Genomic DNA, 19,275 nt, shown 5'->3' on the forward strand with positions numbered 1-19,275 from the left:
TTCAAGATGTGCTTTTTCCAGTATCTTCTGCAATTACTTCAGCTTGTTTTCTTTGAGGGATTTCAATTAAAGATAAAGCTTTCCAAAGTGTAAATGCTGAGTATAAAAGTAAAAGTAGGCCTGGAATGATCAATAAAAATGCACCGTTTTTCGAAGAAGCAAAGTTATTGAAGTACCCTACGTACGGCATTGTGAAGCCAGTGTATTGAGCCACAACATTCTCCGCCATAACGGGATTCATATCTTCTGCATTGTTGTTATCACCTTTTGTACGGTAAAGTACAGAATCGCCATTTTTAACTACTTCCGTAATACGGTGAGTAATTAACATATCTTCTGCTTCCTGGAATGTGATGACATCGCCTTCTTTATAGTTAGTTTTATCTTCCGCAATTTTAACAGCGATAATGGAACCTGTTTGAATTCCTGGTTCCATGGATCCCGAAAGTACTGTTTTTAATTGGTACCCGAAAAATTGAGGTTCCCCACCAGAAGCTTTTGATATAACAACTATGAAGGCTAAGCTAATTAATAACGTCATTAAAATAGCAGTAATAATATTATTTATCCATTTCATTACTTTTCCATTTGCTGTTTTTTTCTTTGTACTTCTCACTCGTACCACCCTTTTCATGATTTTTGTTATTTAATATTTCACTATCGCTGTTTTGGTCGACACCAATTTCTACAGTTCTAGCATTTATGAACTCTCATCAGATTTGTTCTAATCGTTACTTTTCGGTGGATTTGGACTTTCATTGTTCGGTTTCTGCCCTTCATTCTCTTTAATTTCATCCCCACCTGTCTTAACCCCATCTTCTTTAATCACTGCTTTTTCCTCAGTGATTGATTCGTTTGGCGGTTTGGCTTCCTTTTCCTTTTCAGTAGCCGGTGTTTCTGTGTTTTCCGGTGCTTTTTCTTTTTCATTTTCTTTTTCTTTTTCAGTAGCCGGTGTTTTTACTTCTTCGGCTGTTTTTTCTTTTTCTGCCTTTTCTTTATCAACAGCAGGTTCTTTAATATCCTCTGCTACCTTTTCCTCTTTATCTTTTTCAGTAGCTGGTACTTCCGCATCTTCTGCAGCCTTTTCTTCATCTTCATCTTTACAATCGATTGTCACTTTTTCAGTTGATTCAGGGGCATCTGTTTTCTTACAATCCACTTCTTTAGATTTACCTGTTTCAACTTCTCCCTCTGTTGCATCATTTACGCAATCAACCCCAACTTCTTCACCGATTATTGTATCTTTCACGGTATCTACTGAAGCATCAGTAGCCTTGCCTTCAGAAGTTGGCGCGGATTCATCGACCGGTACTTTAGCAGTCGAATCTTCCATACCGCAGGCAATCACCGGAATTTCGGGAACCTCCCAGATGTCGGCAGTAATGGTTCCTGTAATTACAGACTGGCTACTGAAATTCGCTGAGGTGTCGGACGACATATAAGCGACACCAAAAATGGCTAAATAACAAATAAGTGTAATTTTTAAATAGAGGATAAGATCACGCTTTTTTTTCTTATATCTGCCTCTAGGTCTAGGGTTCAATCCGATACCGCCTTTCTGATTTCTAAGATTGGAATTTCCTTAAATATATTCCTCAAAACACAAAAACAATTTATACGTTGAGAAATATATATAAGGAAAAGTCCCGACGGATTGTTACATAAAATAAGGGAGGAGAAGGGTCTCCTCCCTAGAATCTATTTCTATTATTTTAAAGTTCCAGCTGTTTGTTTTGCATCAAATGTCCATTCAAGTTGTAAAGAATCGCCTTGGAAGACATTTTGATCTGCGCCATTGTCAACAAATTCGAACTTGACAGTAAGTGTATCAGTAGTACCTGCCTTTAGACCGCTATTTTCTGCACCAAAAATCCACGCCAATAAATCTCTCTCAGTAGCATCATATTCTTTAAGTTGTTTTAAAGTAGTATTTTTAATAACTTCATTCCCTTTATCATTATTTACAAGGAATTGAACTTTAATATGCTCACCTAAGTCTGCACCTGCATTATTATTATTTGCATCATTAGTTGTATATTCTGAAGTTAATAACACTTTCGATACATCAAGGCTACCAGTGTTATTAAGTTTAAATGTACGTATCATTGTATCACCAGGTTTAATATTAGTTACATCGATGATTGCGTTAGCTGCATTTGTACCTGCTACATTAATATCTAATGTACCTGCAGCGAATTTACTAACATTTGTTTCTACATCATTGAAATATGCATAAGTTCCCCCGCCGATCATGCTTACAGCTAGTGCTCCAGTTGCGATACCCATTGCTAGTTTCTTTTTGATACTCATTTTAAATTCCTCCAATTAGTTTTTAGTTTTTTTTTGCCTCTTCCCTGGATCGTATAAGAAAGTCATCTTTCTCGACGTTGGGTACGAGTTTTCTTACAGATTGATAAATTGCACCAAATTCATAGTATTGCAACTAAATGAATGTCTTCCCCCTTTGTACATCACTTTTTCAACTATGAAAGTGGAACTAGCTTCAGTATAGACAGAACCAAAAATTTCCTCTCCCCTCCAATGGGTGATTTTTGGCAATTTGGCATTCTACTTTCGAACTTATCCCATGGTATACTTTCGTGTTATTCCATATACTACCAATTGGTTATGTAACTACTATAACCATTGAAATAACAACGATTCTTTATGGTCATATGTAAAAATATTGCTTTGAATCTGTCACTCTCATTCATAACTTGGCATCCTGTCACTTATATTTTTTTCTTCTTGTAATTTGACACATAGTCCATATGACTTGCTCTCCACTATAACTTTTTACAGTTAATTCCAACAAAAACAGATATGAAACGACGAAATAAACAATAAGATTCCAAAGAAAGTGCTTATGTTCAAATATATTTTGACAAAAAATACCTTTAATTCAAAGTATAATTAAAATTAGTTTTTTACATTTTATATTTGGATTCAGGGTCACTTTGAAATTAATTTCAAATATTTTATCCGTAGTAAATTCCACAGAAAAAAATCTGAGAATCCCACCATCTGATTATCCTTCTAATAGACACACTACTTAATTACAGAAAAAACGTTTTACAATGGGAGACTATGAAGTACATCCTTTAATTGGGCACCTTGGATGTATGGAGTCAGTGGTGCAACCGGCCTCACAACATTTGAAAACATTTGTTAAGAGCACTCTTTTTATTTGAGTGAGGAGGCAGTTTATTGATGAAAATTTTATTAGTAGATGATCAAGCAATCATCCGTAGAGGATTAATTTCCATTTTATCGTCGGATGATAAATCGGAAATTATCGGAGAAGCCAGCAATACACAAGAAGCTCTTGAATTGCTTCAAAAAGAAACGCCGGATTTGGCTATTATTGATTTTCAAATAGGAGACGAAAGTGGATTAAAATTGATTAATGAAGCAAGGAAATTAGGATGCAGTTGCAAATTTGCGATTCTAACCTTTTCAAAAGACTATGAATCGTTTCAACATGCAATGGCAATGGACGTGGTTGGATACATTTCACTTAATTCACACCCCGAAGAACTCATTTATGCCATTCAAATCATTCAAAAGGGAAGGAAATATTATGATCCCGACTTAATAGATAAGCTCATACAAACACAAAAGGAGTCTTCAATAGATGATAGCCGTCTTGCGCTCCTCACGACTAAGGAAAAAGAAGTAATGCAAAAACTAGGGATGGGCTATTCTAATAAACAAATCGCTCACAGTCTTTATATTTCGGAAAATACGGTAAAAAAACATGTAAGTCAGGTATTATCAAAATTGGAGCTTGGTGATCGTACGCAAGTTGCGCTCTTTGCAAACGAAACAGGATTGGTTCAATTTAAACAAAATGTTGTAGTTTAAATTTTTGACATATTTGATTAATCTAGCATTTCTTATTAATTACCGAAATTTCAAATACTCTAGAATTCCACTAAGTAAAAAAACTGATAAACTATTGGTCCAAAAGAAAAAGCCTAACCTCGCACTATGCTTGGTTAGGCGTTTAATTTCAATCTAATTTTCAGTCGATTAGAATTTCGTAATCGCTAAAGCTAATACGAAGAATGCAACAGAAAGAACGATTGTTGTGCGGTGAAGGACTAGATCCATTCCGCGAGCTTTCTGCTTACCGAATAGTTGCTCAGCTCCACCAGAGATGGCACCTGATAAACCAGCGCTTTTACCTGATTGTAATAATACAACAACGATTAAGGCTATCGCTACGATAATAAGTAATACTGTAAATAACGTATGCATTTGCTCCACCTCCTAAGTATGGACGTCACAATACAAATTAGTATATCAAAATGAGGGAGCCATTACAATATTTCTTGGAAATGAACATCATATTTTATCCAACATTCCCCATTCTTATTCAAAACTGTTAAAGCGGCATTCGCTTATATCTCGTTTTGCCGCCAATGCAAGTGGTACCATCGTTTCAAATAGAAGATCCTCTTCTTCAAAGATCAATTTGCGCAGGTCAATATTGAAGTATTCCTTCATCCGCGATTCGGTCATCACTTCATGAACCACACCGATGACCGCCTTTTTCTCCTTCGCGATCATCAATACTTGATCGGCCAAATAAAACGCATGGTTCGGATAGTGGGTGTTGATAATACATGAAATCCTATGCTCTTTCGCCAGGCGTTTTAATGTTTCCAAAATCACAACCTGCTTTTGCACATCCAGATGCGATTCCGGTTCATCCAATATTAAAATTTCCGGATTCGATACGAGCGTTCGTGCAATTAACGCCAGCTGTAGTTCCCCGCCGCTCACTTCATTGCATGACTTTTTTGCCAAATGCACAATGCCTACTTCATTTAACGCTTCGTGCGCTTTTTCGTAATCTTCCTTGCGTGGCTTTGACAACGAACCGATATACGGAGCACGTCCCATTACTACTAAGTCCTCAATTGAAAAGCCGAACACCATTTTATGCGCCTGCGGAACATAGCCGATTTTCTTCCAAAGCTCTTTTTGCGAAACTTTTGCAAGCGGTACATCATCGATCACTGTTTCACCAACCCGCCAGTCGTGCAAGCCGGTAATGCATTTTAACAGCGTCGTTTTCCCTGCACCGTTCGGACCGAGGATTGCCATAATCTGGCCTGGCTCCAGTGTAAAGCTAATGTTCGATTTATAAATGAACGGCTTCACTTCCTTCTTTTTCGCATAGCAGAAGTTGCCTTCACGTACTTCTATTTTCATGACCAGCTACCTCCTGTACGACGTAAAAGATAAGCAAAGAACGGTGCTCCGACAATTGCCGTCAAAATCGACAATGGAATTTCCGCCGCTGTTATCGAACGGGCCAATGTATCGATAATGAGTAAATACGCGCCGCCCAGTGCAATCGACATCGGCAGTACGCGTTCATTGTTGCTGCCGACAAACATCCTTGCGATATGCGGGATGATTAAGCCGACCCAGCCGACAATCCCCGCAACGGCAACGGCCGCCGCTGTACAAAGTGTCGCCCCTGCAATGACAAGCCACTTCATGCGCACAACATTAATCCCTAAAGACTTCGCCTCATCATCCGGCAATGTCAGTAAGTTGATGCGCCAGCGCAGTGCCAGTAAAATGAACATCCCGACTAAAATAATTGGTCCTGCTGTCCATAGATCGCGGTAAGAAGCTGTTCCCAAACTTCCCATTAGCCAATACGTAATCGCAGGCAGTTTTTCTTCCGGGTCCGCCACAAATTTTGTTAACGAGATCAGCGCATTAAACAATGCACTCGTCACAACACCTGCCAGAACAAGCATAAAAATCGGCATATTGCGTCCAGAACCGCCAATCATATACGTAAATGCGATGGCCGCTAAACCGAAGACCAGCGCAAAACCTTGTGTCACATATCCATTGCCAAACAGTAAAATTCCGATAGAAGCACCAAAACCGGCACCCGCAGCGACCCCTAAAATATCCGCGCTCACTAATGGATTGGCGAACATCCCCTGGAATGCAGCACCTGAAATGGAAAGCCCCGCACCGATTAATAGTGCGAGGATAATACGCGGCAGCCGAACCGTCATGACTACGTTATATTCCATTTGTGTCCACGTTTCTTCTATCGGAAAAATATGAGAACCGAGGATTTTGACCACTGTTACAAAATCGACTTCAAACCGGCCGATGCCAAGCGAAGCGATCGCAAGTACAAGCGGCAATACCCACAGTAAAATACTTTTCCACTTTTTCATGAGAGTCCCTCGTTCTAATACTTCGCAGCGTCAGAAGATGGGTGTAGAATCTGTTCTACTTCTTCGTCCGTTACGTCATATCCGTAAAAGTCTTTGTAGTAATTTTTAATTTCAGCGTTCATATCATAGTCGAATAGCTCAGGCTGGTTGTTGTTTGCCAGCCATTTCAGCATTAGCGGTGCATCCCCACTTGGCGGGAACCAGCGATAAATCCCCAGTGGAATTTTGTACACTTGCTTATTTTTCACCGCTTCCACTTCACTCCAGTCCTGACCTGGAATCGTGTTGTTATATAAATCTTCCGGCTGGATTTCCGTGAAGTTCGTTAAATAGATGATTTCCGGATTCCAGTTGTAGATTTGCTCCATGTTCACATCTTTACGTCCGGTTACATCGTTTTCCGCAACATCATTTGCACCTGTTGCGTTCAGCCATTGATTGCCGAAGAAGTTTTTACCGCCTACCGTAATCGCCTGCTCGGATAACTGATACATCATTAATGCATTCGGCTTTTGTTCTTTCGTTAAGCCATCGATTTTTTCGTAAATTTCGTTTTGTACAGCTGTACCGATTTCAATGAATTTGTCCGCACGCTCTGTTGTGCTCGCAATTTCACCCGTCAGCTTTAGCCAGCTGTTGAATGTCGCAAGTGGCTCTGCTGCCGCTGCGTCGATTGCTTTAATCGCGACTGTGTTGATCCCCGCATTACGTGCCTGCTCAATTGATTTTTCATCTGTTGCAATTTCGAAGAACACATCCGGGTTAATTTTCATTAATTCCTCGACGTTCATTTCACCATTTTGGACGAATGATGTATCCGCATTCAAAATTTCCGGAGCCATTTTCGATAAAATCGAGTTTTCCGCTGCATTGTAAGAGTTCGGGTGCATGCCCACGATTTCTTTTGCAGAGTTTGTTGCAACATACCATGTATGGAAGTACGGTAAAATTCCGCCCGATACGATCGAGTTCACTTCAGCGGGAATCGTTACTTCTGTACCTGCCTGATCGATGACGATTTTTTCTTCTGCCGTTGTTTGTACCTCTCCGCCTGAAGTAGAAGTGGTTGCCTCTTTATCTGAACATGCTGCAAGCGCCATTGAAGCGAGTGCCAGCGTTGTCAAAATTGCCTTACGTCCTGCCATTGTTTTCTCTCCTTAAACATCCTTCGTTTTCACGAAATTATTATTTTAATAAAATATTATTTGATTTCTCAACAAGATTGAGTATAATTGATAATGATTTTCAATGTCAATGAGAATTCGGTTCTCAAATGAGAATTCGTATCAATTAATTAAATTTACAGGATTAAAGGAGATTTTTATGTCTGAATATAAAATTGTAAAACTGGACGGCGGACATGCATTCAGCCTAGAGGGACGCGCTATGAATGTGTCCAATGAACCAATGGACCATGTAACATTCATCGATCAGTATGATATTTCAACTGCTAACCTTTCCGCATTCAATGTGATGGTTGTAACGGACTTCATCGATCAGGAACATCTTTATGAACAAAAACAAGTGATTGAAAATTTCTTAAACGAGGGAAAAATTGTTATTGCAAACACACATATTTTCCGTCCTTGGCTGCCGGGTGCCGGTCTGTTTATGCCAAAGGAAATTAAATCCCATTCCGATTATGTGATGGAACCAGCAGCAGAAGGCACATTTTATGAAGGTGTTGATATGTTGGAACTTACTTACCGTAAAGGCGTTTCTGGCTTCTATGCACGCGGGTCTCATCCGGTAGTCAATAAGGAATCGGAAATCGTGCTGCAATATACGGACGGCACACCAATCGTATTCATCGACCGCACGGCAACAAAAGGAACGGTTGTCGCAGCATCTTGCCGGGATTTCCTGACATACGCAACAGGCGAAAACTCGACACAACTGATCGCACCGCAGTTTTTAGCTTGGCTCGATCAAGAATTACTACGTTTGAAAGAAGGATCTGAAGCATGAGAAAAATAGCCGTTTTATATAGTGGTCACGCGCCTCATTACGTGACATTCAATACACCGAAATTCAAGCAGTACTTCGAGAAAATCATCTATTTACCGCGCTTTGTCGAAGAAGATTTGGAAGGTATGGACGTACTGATCGTTCCTTCACAGTTGCACAACAAATTATTGCTGGAAGCAGCACCGGCAATCCGACGCTTTGCGGATAACGGCGGGGTTGTCGTAGCATTCGGACCTCAGCCATGGCAATGGATTCCAGGCCAAAACTGGGAAACACGCCCGACGAACTTCTGGTGGTGGCTCGAAAAAGATGCGGACAGCGGCTTACGCATGGTCGCACCGGAGTACCCGTTATTCCGTGACGGTTTCCTGGATGAAGCTGGCTGCACATGGCATCAGCACGGCGTCTTCCACTTACAGGACGGCATGCAGTCACTAATCGATATGAAGGACGGCGGTTCATTACTGTATGTCGACAAAGTCAGCTCAAAAGGTACGTGGATTGTGACGACACTTGATCCGGACTTCCATTTCGGCTCATACTTCATGCCGGCAACAGAGAAGTTCATGGACGGCTTCTTCCCGTGGTTAGCCTTCGGGGAAATTTAAGGAATTAAAAAAAGCATGGTACCCGCAATTGAATGCGAGCACCATGCTTTTTATTTATTAATCGTTGCTGTTGTCATCTTTGTTGTCGTCAGTATTGTCGTCAACAGTGCCATCAGTGTTGTCTTCTGTATTGTCATCTTTGTTGTCATCAGTGTTGTCGTTGTCGTTGTCGTCAACGTCTAACTCGACATTTGTATCATCATTGTTGTCTTCCATTAGACCGTCATCCGTACCGTCGTCAACATTGTTGTCGATGTTCGTATCATCTTCATCATTACATGCCGCAAGTGATAATGATAGTAACAGCGTCATCATCAGAGTAGGTGTTTTTTTAAGTTTCATATTGTAATAGCCTCCTTTGGTGTATGCTTTATGATTCCCCGATTTATAAAATAAAAACATTTTTAGTAATTTTCTTCGCAAAAAGTTATTTTTAGGCATTGTATTTTCTTCTCGATTTACATTCGCTATAGTAAAATGAGGAGGTGAAAATCGTGCAGCAATCAAGGCATTATTTATTCGTCAAAACATTGTTGAATCGCATGAAAATGGATGATTTGGATGCACCGGCAATCGAGCAGGAATTTTACCGATTGGAAGCCGGCTTATCAGGAGAACAAAAGCTGAAACGGCTGCTCTCGGACTATCATTTTAAATCCGCTTCCCATATTTTTTATAATTTCGAGTGCATTAATTCAAAAGGTTTTACCCATCAAATGGACGCTTTGCTCATTACGCCGCATTTTGTCGTCGTCATGGAAGTAAAACAAATCTCCGGTACCCTTTTCTACAAACCGGTCCTCCATGAATTTTCCCGTGTTCAGGAGAATGTCAGCGAAAACTTCCCCAACCCGTTTGACCAAGCATATCGTCACCAGCTTTTTTTGGAGCATCAATTCAAAGCGTGGCAAATTTCCATCCCCGTTCACCACATCGTCGTACTCGCCAATCACCGCGCCACACTTGACCATTCGCTCACCAATTTCCCGATTATGCATATGAGCGGCATCCCGAGATTCATCGAAAAACTGTATAGACAGTACCCGAATCCTCGTGCGAATATTACTTTTCTGCAAAACCAATTAGAGCAGCTTTACGAACAACTTCCCCCTCGCCGTATGATTGAAAGACACCGGTTACGCAATGGGGTTCTCTGTAAGGCATGCGATTATGTTAATGAAATGCATTATCGGCAAGGCTATTTTATTTGTCCAGTGTGCGGAGGGAAAAGTAAAGAAGCGTTGTACGAAACTTTTCTGCAATACCGAATTTTAGTCGGTCCCCGCATTACGAATAAAGAGTTCCGGAAGTTTTTTAATATTCCGTGTATCCATATAGCTTCGAAACTGTTGGCGAAAGCCGGCCTGGAAAAGCACGGGGTGAATAAAGGAGCCTATTATTTGATTCCGGAGAAGTTTGAGTAAATACTTATAAAAGGATGTGACACATATGAATGAAAAACAAAGTCGTAAGCGTGTAGATGCACAAACAAAAGAGGTCATTATTAAATCTGTTACAGAAGATGGCGCAAAAGTGGCTGATATTGCCGGTCGATATGATGTAGGCCCTTCCACGATTCATCGGTGGGTGAAGGAATACCGCGAGTCGCTGACAGGCTTGGTTTCCGAGAGTGAAGCAGAAAAGATGAAAGCAGCATATGAAAAGAAAATACGTGCGCTGGAAGAAGAGAATGAGATTTTGAGAAAAGCGATCCATGTATTTTCGGATATTGAACGATGAGTTACGAGAGGCAGCCCCCCACATTCGTTGCGTGGATGTGGGGGCTTGTATTTTTCTAATATATCCGAAAAAGTTCTAATATAAATTTATTTGTTCTAATAAATGGCTGATTTTCTAATATAAGTGCGGTTTGTTCTAATAAGTGTTCTGGATGTTCAAATAAAGTATCTGCATCTTCTAATATCCCGCCGCCATTTTCTAATAAACTACTTGGTTGTTCTAATAAAATCATGGTAAGCTTTCTCCCCGCCCATTTCACCCGTAATAAAGGCTCTTCTACACCTCAAATCTACGGAACTTCTAATATCCACCCCACTTCTTCTAATATCCCCCGACTTTCTTCTAATAACCGGCTACATTGTTCTAATAAAATTCAGGCACGCCACGAAACTTCTAATATCCACGCCCTTCCCGTTCCACACCAAACAAAAAAACAGCACCGGCAATTCCCGATGCTGTCCTATAAACGATTCACTATAAATTTGAGCAGTTAATTCATAGCTATTAACTTAATTCCCAACCGGCTTGCTGTTCTTCACGAAGAACGAACCAACCAGACCTAATACTGCAACGACTGTCACGACGATGAATGCTGAGTGTACACCGTGTGCTAAAAATTCTGCCGGTAAGGCGTTGCTGAATTTTTCGATGTAGTTTTGCTGACCGATTGTGAACATTGTAATGGCAACCGCAGTACCTGAAGCACCCGCGATTTGCGTTAGGGTGTTCAATGCCGCTGAACCGTCAGCAAATTTATGTGGTGCCAACGAGTTCATCGCATTTGTTTGTGCCGGCATGATTGTCATCGATACCCCGACAAAGAATACACATAAGTTAACGATAATGATCCAAGTTGCTGTTGTTGCCGAAATCGTCGTTAAGAACACGATCATTGACACTAAAATCAGTGTAAAGCCGATCCGTGTGAAGATTTTCGCTCCGACTTTATCGAAGTTTGTCCCAACGATCGGTGACATGATGATATTTAAGATGTTACCTGGCAACATACATAAACCTGCAGTTAATGCTGCGAAACCTAATACTGTTTTCAGGAACATCGGCACTAAGATCGCCACCGAAAGAATCATGAACATTGTCGCAACCATCAATGCGACACCTAAAGAGAACATTGGTGATTTAAATACCGATAAGTCAATCATTGGCTCATCCATTTTTGTTTGGCGAATGCCGAAGACTACTAATAAAACGAAACCAACGACAAGTGGCACCCAAACGATTGGTTTTGTAATCGATTGCTCTGCTAACGTTGCTAACGCGAATACAACACCACCGAAACCGAACGTAGAAGCGATTAATGATAGTAAATCAATTTTTGGACGTGTTACGTTGGACACATTGTCCACTTTAGAAAGTGCTAAAACGATTACAACGGCATACACAACGACCATAATCCAGAAAATATATCTCCAGCTTAATGAAGAGACGATCAAACCTGCGATTGACGGGCCTAATGCCGGACCTGCCGTTAAAATAATCCCGACGATCCCCATGACGGCACCACGCTTTTGCACCGGGAAAATCAGCATTACAACACTGAACATTAACGGTAGAATAATCCCTGTAGCGAGTGCTTGTACGAAACGACCTGCCAATAATACCGCAAAGTTCGGTGCTAATGCGCCTAATAACGAACCGATTACTGCGAATACAACGGCTGCCACTACTAACTGACGTGTTGTAAACCAGCGTACTAAATAAGATGATAATGGAACTAATACGGCCAATACTAATAAGTAACCCGTTGTTAACCATGCCGCTGATGCTGCTGATACACCGAAGTCATCCATAATATTTGTTAACGCCATGTTTAATGCCGTTTCACCAAATAAACCAACGAATGTACTAATCATCAAAACTGCTGCCATACCTTTTGGGCTTTTCACATTGAATATAGGTGCTTCCATTTTTTTCTTCCTCCAATTTTATAAGACTCATTTATGAAAGATGATAATTGCTGCGTATCATGCTTTTTGCTGTTATAGAACGATTTTTCAAACAGCACGCTTTAAAATATATCAAATTTTTTCATGTAAATTCAATCGCTCAAGATAAAAATATTAGACCGGTCGTTATAATTGTGAACATCCATTATCCATTTTTAACCTTAACTGGGACTATCTTTCGTAGACATTTTTTAACATATTTCATGAAAACGATTGCACTTTTTCAATAAACTATAGAGAGAAACAACAAGAACGTTGCTACATCAACATTTGCAAACGATTTCAACTCCATTGCTATGAAAAACAATAAATTTGCAAGAGTTTTCCACACACTTATTTCGAAAATCAGGCTAATTGTGAACAACTTTTATTTGCGACAACAACAAAAAGGCCTGTCCAGAAATCCTATTCCGGACAAGCCTTTACTTATATTGTGCAAGCAACGCAGGGATGACTTTGCTTATGTTTAATAACGGTTCATTCGATCGCTGGGACAATGACAGTGTAACAGCCCCTTCAATCATCGCACTTACCGCTTTACTAAGTGTGACCGCCGCTTCATCACTAAACCCGTTGGCAATCAATTTTGTATAGTAGATTGATTCCCAGTACTTATACGTATCGCCGCAAACTTTCCGCAAACGCTCATTCATAAAGGCCGATTCCGCCGCAAGCAGCCCGAATGGCATCATCGTATAGGAATGCTCCTCTAGTCCATTTTCCACATCAAATAAGTCGGCCATCGCCAAAATATGGGCATTCAGTGCTGCTCCTACATCCACGAACTCATTCATATAATGCTGAATAACCGCGCCGATCCGCCGTTTTGACAGTACGATCGCTTCTTCCGCAAGCTGCTCTTTCCCCTCAGGAAAATAGTGATACAGAGACCCTTTTGGTGATCCCGATTCGCTTATAATCTGATTCAAGCCGGTCCCATGGAAACCTTGAAAGTAAAACAACCGCGTAGCTGTTTCCAAAATCTTTTCCTTCGTTTGATTAGACATATCGTTCTCCCACCTTCTATAACAACTGGTCTAATTGATACCGGTCAAATTTGAATAGCTTAAACATATCACAAATTCTCATGCTTATATAATAACCTGATGCCAACGTTCACAAATTTTCAATAACTCCAAGGAATGTGTTGCCCCCGGATCTTCTAATATATCCGAAAATGTTCTAATATAAATTTATTTGTTCTAATATATTGCCGATCTTCTAATATAAGTGCCCAATGTGCTAATAAGTCGTCCGAAAGTTCTAATAAAGCTTCTACATGTTCTAATATCCCATCAACATTTTCCAATAAACCACTCAATTGTTCTAATAAAATCAAAGCACGGCTTCTTCTCCGCGAATTTCAACTTCCCACACCGGCAAACTCAGCTTCCCTCCCCCTCAAATTCACAAAACTTCTAGTATCCCAGCCGTTTCCTCTAATATCATCTAAAAATCTTCTAATAACCCGCCCTAATTTTCTAATAAAACCCACGCCCCCCACCACACAAAAAAGCACCCGCCATAAAGCGAGTGCTCGTTCTTCAAACAGTTATTTAATATTGTAGAAAGATTTTAGCCCTTCAAAACGGCTAGTTGCGCCTAATTGGTCTTCGATGCGTAGTAATTGGTTGTACTTCGCAACGCGGTCCGTACGAGATGGTGCACCTGTTTTGATTTGGCCTGCATTTGTTGCAACAGCGATGTCAGCGATTGTGTTGTCTTCTGATTCGCCTGAACGGTGAGAGATTACTGCTGTGTAGCCAGCGCGTTTCGCCATTTCGATTGCTTCAAATGTTTCTGTTAATGTACCGATTTGGTTTACTTTGATTAAGATTGAGTTGCCAACGCCTTCTTCAATCCCGCGAGATAATTTCGTAGTGTTTGTTACGAACAGATCGTCACCAACTAATTGTACGCGGTCACCGATACGCTCTGTTAATAGCTTGTGGCCAGCCCAGTCGTTTTCGTCTAATCCGTCTTCGATTGAGATGATTGGGTATTTAGAAGTTAACTCTTCGTACCAAGCAACCATTTCTTCTGAAGTTTTTTCTACGCCTTCACCAGCTAAAACGTATTTGCCTGTTTCTTTGTTGTAAAGCTCAGAAGAAGCAACGTCCATTGCTAAACGGATTTCTTCGCCCATTTTGTAGCCGGCTTTTTCAACTGCTTCGATGATCACCGTGATTGCTTCTTCGTTTGAACCTAGGTTTGGAGCGAATCCGCCTTCGTCACCTACAGCTGTGTTGTGGCCTTTTTCTTTTAATACTGTTTTTAAGTTATGGAAAATTTCTGTACCCATACGTAATGCTTCTTTGAATGATTTAGCACCTACTGGCATTACCATGAATTCTTGAATGTCCACGTTGTTGTCCGCGTGTGCACCACCGTTTAAGATGTTCATCATTGGTACTGGTAATTGCTTCGAGTTGAAGCCACCTAAGTATTGGTATAAAGGAATGTCTAAGTAGTCGGCTGCTGCGTGCGCTACTGCCATTGACACACCTAAAATTGCGTTTGCACCTAATTTACCTTTGTTTTCTGTTCCATCAAGTTCGATTAACGCTTGGTCGATCACAACTTGGTCCAATACAGAATATTGACCTTCAAGTTCTTCTGCGATAATTGTGTTGACGTTTTCTACCGCTTTTTCAACACCTTTACCTAAGTAACGGCCTTTGTCTCCATCGCGTAATTCAACTGCTTCATATTCACCAGTTGAAGCACCAGATGGCACGATAGCACGGCCGAATGCGCCTGATTCTGTGAATACTTCTACTTCTACTGTTGGGTTACCGCGAGAATCTAATACTTCACGAGCATATACTTGAGTAATGAATGGCATAATAAAAAACTCCTCTATTGATAAATTTAGTAGGTGCTTGCACAAGGACAAGCTATATAATTAACCGCGCGATCAATTACTGTTCGCTTGGCATAACTAACGATTTTCCTGTCATCTCTGCAGGCTGGGCAATATTAAGTAATTCAAGCATTGTCGGTGCCAAATCAGCTAGGATACCGTCTTCATACAGCACGACACCAGGCTTTGTGACAATTACCGGTACCGGGTTTGTCGTATGTGCTGTCATCGGCTTGTCATCCAGTGTTACCACTTCATCCGAGTTGCCATGGTCAGCTGTAATGATGGCATAGCCGCCTTTTGCAGTAATCGCATCAACGATTTTACCTAGGCACTCATCCACTGTTTCGATTGCTTTAATTGTAGGTTCAAGCATTCCGGAATGGCCGACCATATCCGGGTTTGCAAAGTTTAAAATAATTGCATCGAACTTTTCTCCTGCAATAGCTTCCAGTAAAGAATCGGTCACTTCATACGCACTCATTTCAGGCTTCAAGTCGTAAGTTGCCACTTTTGGAGAGGCGATTAGAATACGCTCCTCGCCAGCAAATGTCTCTTCACGTCCACCGCTCATAAAGAACGTGACATGCGGATATTTTTCCGTTTCCGCAATGCGCAGCTGTGTTTTGCCAGCCTTTGAGATAACCTCACCGACCGTATTGACTAAGTTATCATTTTCGTATGCTACATCTGCTAAGACATCATCACTGTAATGTGTAAACGTAACGAATTTCAGATTCGTCGGGTGATTTTCAGAGCGTGGCATAGCGTCAAATTTTTCATTCGTCATTAAAGACGATAATTGAATCGCACGGTCCGGACGGAAGTTGAAGAAAATGACCGCATCGTTCGTGCTGATCGTTGCGGCAGGTCGTCCTTCTTCAGTCACGACAAACGGTACAACGAATTCATCATGTAGTTCACGTTCATAAGAAGACTCAACACCTGCTGTTGCGGAAGAAGCTGTTTGTCCGATTCCATCAACTAATGCATTGTACGTTAAGCCGACACGTTCCCAGCGACGGTCACGGTCCATTGCATAGTAACGGCCATGAATCGATGCGAACTTCCCGATCCCGATTTCTTTCATCTGTTTTTCTGTTTCTAAAATATATTCAATTGCTGTCGTTGGACCGACATCGCGGCCATCCAGGAAGCCGTGAACATATACTTGCTCAAGACCATTTGCTTTAGCCAATTTCAATAAGGCAAATAGATGCTCATAGTGACTATGAACACCGCCATCTGAAAGAAGACCCATCAAATGGAGCTTCGAACCATGTGCTTTTGCATGTTCAACAGCTGCAAGAAACGATTCATTGCGGAAGAAATCCCCATCACGAATCGATTTGTGAATACGTGTCAGGGACTGGTACACAATGCGTCCAGCCCCGATATTCAAGTGTCCAACTTCAGAGTTCCCCATTTGGCCTTCCGGTAGACCTACTGCTTCACCACTTGCTATTAAAGTTGCATGTGGGTAGGCTTGCCAGTAACGGTCAAAATTCGGTTTATTTGCTTGTGCTACGGCATTACCTTTTACTTCATCACGAAAGGCAAAGCCGTCTAAAATTATTAATGCTACGGGTTGTTTAGGCATTTGCTGCCGCCTCCAATAATTTCATGAATGATGCTGGTTGTAGGCTTGCTCCTCCTACTAATGCGCCATCGATATGTTCTTGTGATAAAAGCTCTTCAATGTTCTCAGGCTTTACACTGCCACCGTATTGAATGCGCACTTTTTCAGCTGTATCTTTTCCGTATAATGTTTCAACCGCCAGACGGATTGCACAGCATACTGTATTCGCATCTTCCGCAGTAGCTGTTTTCCCTGTTCCGATTGCCCAAATTGGTTCATACGCAATGACCATATGCTCAACTTCAATTGGAGCAAAGTCTTTTAACGCTTTTGTAATTTGGCGTGCTACTTTTGCTTCGGTTTGACCCGCTTCACGCTCTTCCAATGTTTCTCCGCAGCAAATAATCGGTACAATACCGTAATTAAGAGCAGCACGGACTTTTTTGTTGATCGCCTCGTCTGTTTCATTGAATAGCTCACGACGCTCCGAATGCCCTAAAATGACATAATCGACATTGACATTCGAAAGCATTTTCGGGCTGATCTCGCCTGTAAATGCTCCTTCGTCTTCAAAGTGCATGTTTTGCGCGCCAATTGCCAGGCTTGAATCTTCTGCCCCTACGACAAGTGTCGGTAAATATAATGCAGGTGCACAGATGACTGCGTCGACTTTATCCGGAGAAGGAATCTCTTGTTGGACTTCTTCGATAAAATCAACTGCCTCATCAAAGGACTTATACATTTTCCAGTTTCCTGCTATGATCGGTTTTCTCATTCAAAACCCTCCGTTTTTAAAAGATTCTGTTCGTAAACGCTGTTGATATGAGCCAAGGCACACGCTTTTCTCGGGCGAGCTGCCTTTGCTTCAAACAACTGTTTCAACAGATATTCTGGCCTATTAATGATTTATTTATCGTTTAACGCAACAATTCCCGGTAATTCTTTACCCTCCATTAACTCTAATGAAGCACCGCCGCCTGTTGAAATATGGTCCATTTTCGAAGCGACTTCGAATTTTTCTACCGCTGCAGCTGAGTCACCGCCGCCGATAATTGTGTAGCCGTCTGTTGTTGCCATTGCATCCGCTACTGTTTTCGTACCGTTTGCGAATTTTTCCATTTCGAATACACCCATTGGTCCGTTCCAAATGATTAATTTTGATTGCTTAATGACTTCTGCATAGTTTTCAGCCGTTTTCGGTCCGATATCCAGTCCCATCCAATCAGATGGAATTGCATCGATTGCCACAACTTGAGTTTCCGCATCTTTAGAAAACTCGTTTGCTACGACAGCATCGACCGGCATATGCAGCTGTACACCTTTTTCTTTCGCTTGTTCGATAAAGCCTTTTGCCAGCTCGATTTTATCTTCTTCCAGCAATGACTTCCCGATATCGTGACCCATCGCTTTTACGAACGTAAATACTAAACCGCCGCCGATAATCAGGTGATCCACTTTATCCAACAGGTTTTCAATAACACCGATTTTATCTTTAACTTTCGCTCCACCAATAATCGCTGTGAACGGGCGCTCCGGATTGGATAAAGCTTTCCCCAATACGTCCAGTTCTTTTTCCATTAATAGACCTGATACAGCCGGTACATGTTTTGCAATGCCCTCTGTTGAAGCATGTGCACGGTGAGCTGCGCCAAACGCATCATTTACATAAAGGTCCGCTAATTTCGAAAACTCTTTTGCCAATGCTTCGTCGTTTTTCTCTTCGCCTTTATGGAAACGAACATTTTCAAGCAGGATAATTTCGCCTTCTTGCATATTGTTAACCGCTGCTTCTACATCTGAACCAATTGATTCATCCAATTTTTTGACTGGCTTGTCCATTAATTCCGAAAGACGCTCGCCGACTGCTGTTAAGCGCATGTCCTCATTCACTTCGCCTTTTGGACGGCCAAGATGTGAAGCTAAAATTACTTTTGCTCCAGCGTGTACTAGTTGTTCAATTGTTGGAATAGCTGCACGAATACGCGTTTCGTCGGTAATGCGGCCCTCATCCATCGGCACATTAAAATCGACACGCACAAATACGCGTTTTCCTTTTACATCTACATCGTTCATTGATTTCTTTAAAAACATACTGAACATCCTCCTTCATACTCGTTCGTCAATTATTGTGGATTGTATACTCGTTAGTTAAGATAGTAACAAAATTCGATAAGGCTGTCTTGGTATCGCCTCTGTTTTGTATATTTTCCTTATATCCGAAAAAAGAGCGGTCCGGGTGAGTCCCTGCCGCTCTTTTACCCTTATTTATTATAAGGTTTACCTGTATTAAAGGCTATACTTTTTATGCCCATTTCCTTTTAATATGTCACACTTT

At 41.2% G+C, this 19,275-nt stretch carries 20 protein-coding genes and 1 riboswitch; of the genes, 5 read left to right on the forward strand and 15 right to left on the reverse strand.

The features are described from left to right. Window position 1 precedes the first annotated feature (1 nt). The 3 genes from MHH37_RS17310 to MHH37_RS17320 all read right to left on the reverse strand — a co-directional run bounded on the left by MHH37_RS17310 (window position 2) and on the right by MHH37_RS17320 (window position 2,310). Window positions 2-616 (reverse strand): signal peptidase I, encoded by a 615-nt coding sequence (locus MHH37_RS17310; protein WP_342574029.1) that lies wholly within the window; start codon window positions 614-616, stop codon window positions 2-4. Window positions 617-724: 108 nt separating this feature from the next. Beyond that, window positions 725-1,543 (reverse strand): hypothetical protein, encoded by an 819-nt coding sequence (locus MHH37_RS17315; protein WP_342574030.1) that lies wholly within the window; start codon window positions 1,541-1,543, stop codon window positions 725-727. 164 nt (window positions 1,544-1,707) lie between these two features. Continuing rightward, on the reverse strand, window positions 1,708-2,310 hold the full coding sequence (locus MHH37_RS17320) for a TasA family protein (protein ID WP_339263164.1): 603 nt from the start codon (window positions 2,308-2,310) through the stop codon (window positions 1,708-1,710). A gap of 761 nt (window positions 2,311-3,071) precedes the next feature. Next, window positions 3,072-3,155, forward strand: a riboswitch (cyclic di-GMP riboswitch). A 55-nt stretch (window positions 3,156-3,210) separates the two neighbouring features. On the opposite strand from MHH37_RS17320, the gene MHH37_RS17325 reads away from it, so the two are divergent. Beyond that, the gene (locus tag MHH37_RS17325) at window positions 3,211-3,864 is read left to right on the forward strand and encodes a response regulator transcription factor (RefSeq protein ID WP_342574031.1); all 654 of its coding nucleotides are present in this window, start codon (window positions 3,211-3,213) and stop codon (window positions 3,862-3,864) included. A 168-nt stretch (window positions 3,865-4,032) separates the two neighbouring features. Here MHH37_RS17325 and secG read toward each other — a convergent pair whose 3' ends face one another. The 4 genes from secG to MHH37_RS17345 form a co-directional block, all read right to left on the reverse strand. After that, entirely contained in the window at window positions 4,033-4,260 is a 228-nt protein-coding gene (secG, locus tag MHH37_RS17330; protein ID WP_008408959.1) for a preprotein translocase subunit SecG, read from the reverse strand. 114 nt (window positions 4,261-4,374) lie between these two features. Further along, window positions 4,375-5,220 (reverse strand): ABC transporter ATP-binding protein, encoded by an 846-nt coding sequence (locus tag MHH37_RS17335; protein ID WP_342574032.1) that lies wholly within the window; start codon window positions 5,218-5,220, stop codon window positions 4,375-4,377. Then, a complete protein-coding gene (locus tag MHH37_RS17340; protein WP_342574033.1) occupies window positions 5,217-6,218 on the reverse strand; it encodes an iron ABC transporter permease in 1,002 nt (333 codons plus the stop codon). Before MHH37_RS17340 ends, MHH37_RS17335 begins: the two co-directional genes overlap by 4 nt. Before the next feature lie 14 nt (window positions 6,219-6,232). Beyond that, window positions 6,233-7,363 (reverse strand): ABC transporter substrate-binding protein, encoded by a 1,131-nt coding sequence (locus MHH37_RS17345; RefSeq protein WP_342574034.1) that lies wholly within the window; start codon window positions 7,361-7,363, stop codon window positions 6,233-6,235. Between the two features lie 178 nt (window positions 7,364-7,541). Here MHH37_RS17345 and MHH37_RS17350 point away from each other — a divergent pair, with 178 nt between their 5' ends. Both MHH37_RS17350 and MHH37_RS17355 read left to right on the forward strand, forming a co-directional pair. Continuing rightward, complete coding sequence (locus MHH37_RS17350; RefSeq protein ID WP_342574035.1) at window positions 7,542-8,186, forward strand: phosphate starvation-inducible protein PhoH; 645 nt, start codon at window positions 7,542-7,544, stop codon at window positions 8,184-8,186. Beyond that, entirely contained in the window at window positions 8,183-8,794 is a 612-nt protein-coding gene (locus MHH37_RS17355) for a hypothetical protein (protein ID WP_342574036.1), read from the forward strand. Before MHH37_RS17350 ends, MHH37_RS17355 begins: the two co-directional genes overlap by 4 nt. 57 nt (window positions 8,795-8,851) lie before the next feature. On the opposite strand, the gene MHH37_RS17360 is transcribed toward MHH37_RS17355, so the two are convergent. After that, entirely contained in the window at window positions 8,852-9,109 is a 258-nt protein-coding gene (locus MHH37_RS17360; protein WP_342574037.1) for a hypothetical protein, read from the reverse strand. 179 nt (window positions 9,110-9,288) lie between these two features. Between MHH37_RS17360 and MHH37_RS17365 the strand changes: the two genes are divergently transcribed. Together MHH37_RS17365 and MHH37_RS17370 are read left to right on the forward strand one after the other, a co-directional pair. Further along, complete coding sequence (locus MHH37_RS17365; protein WP_342574038.1) at window positions 9,289-10,218, forward strand: nuclease-related domain-containing protein; 930 nt, start codon at window positions 9,289-9,291, stop codon at window positions 10,216-10,218. Between the two features lie 25 nt (window positions 10,219-10,243). Continuing rightward, window positions 10,244-10,534, forward strand: coding sequence for a transposase (locus MHH37_RS17370; protein WP_342574039.1), 291 nt, complete (start codon window positions 10,244-10,246; stop codon window positions 10,532-10,534). A gap of 55 nt (window positions 10,535-10,589) precedes the next feature. Here the strand turns inward: MHH37_RS17370 and MHH37_RS17375 are convergent, their stop codons facing one another. From MHH37_RS17375 to MHH37_RS17405, 7 genes are all read right to left on the reverse strand, one after another. Continuing rightward, window positions 10,590-10,766, reverse strand: coding sequence for a phosphomannomutase (locus MHH37_RS17375; RefSeq protein ID WP_342574040.1), 177 nt, complete (start codon window positions 10,764-10,766; stop codon window positions 10,590-10,592). Between the two features lie 277 nt (window positions 10,767-11,043). Continuing rightward, window positions 11,044-12,459: a DHA2 family efflux MFS transporter permease subunit gene (locus MHH37_RS17380; protein ID WP_342574041.1), complete on the reverse strand. Its 1,416-nt coding sequence runs from the start codon at window positions 12,457-12,459 to the stop codon at window positions 11,044-11,046. Between the two features lie 461 nt (window positions 12,460-12,920). After that, window positions 12,921-13,505, reverse strand: a complete 585-nt coding sequence (locus MHH37_RS17385) for a TetR/AcrR family transcriptional regulator (RefSeq protein WP_014822799.1) — start codon at window positions 13,503-13,505, stop codon at window positions 12,921-12,923. 545 nt (window positions 13,506-14,050) lie between these two features. Further along, window positions 14,051-15,343 carry a phosphopyruvate hydratase gene (gene eno, locus MHH37_RS17390; protein WP_008406351.1) on the reverse strand — a complete coding sequence of 431 codons (1,293 nt, stop codon included), beginning with the start codon at window positions 15,341-15,343 and terminating at the stop codon, window positions 14,051-14,053. Window positions 15,344-15,419: 76 nt separating this feature from the next. After that, window positions 15,420-16,961 carry a 2,3-bisphosphoglycerate-independent phosphoglycerate mutase gene (gpmI, locus tag MHH37_RS17395; RefSeq protein WP_342574042.1) on the reverse strand — a complete coding sequence of 514 codons (1,542 nt, stop codon included), beginning with the start codon at window positions 16,959-16,961 and terminating at the stop codon, window positions 15,420-15,422. Continuing rightward, window positions 16,954-17,715, reverse strand: a complete 762-nt coding sequence (gene tpiA / locus MHH37_RS17400) for a triose-phosphate isomerase (RefSeq protein WP_342574043.1) — start codon at window positions 17,713-17,715, stop codon at window positions 16,954-16,956. The genes gpmI and tpiA overlap by 8 nt, the downstream gene beginning before the upstream one ends. A gap of 131 nt (window positions 17,716-17,846) precedes the next feature. Next, complete coding sequence (locus MHH37_RS17405) at window positions 17,847-19,031, reverse strand: phosphoglycerate kinase (protein ID WP_342574044.1); 1,185 nt, start codon at window positions 19,029-19,031, stop codon at window positions 17,847-17,849. Between the last annotated feature and the right edge of the window lie 244 nt (window positions 19,032-19,275).

The organism is Solibacillus sp. FSL K6-1781, assembly GCF_038630735.1.
In the GTDB taxonomy this organism is placed as follows: Bacteria; Bacillota; Bacilli; order Bacillales_A; family Planococcaceae; genus Solibacillus; species Solibacillus silvestris.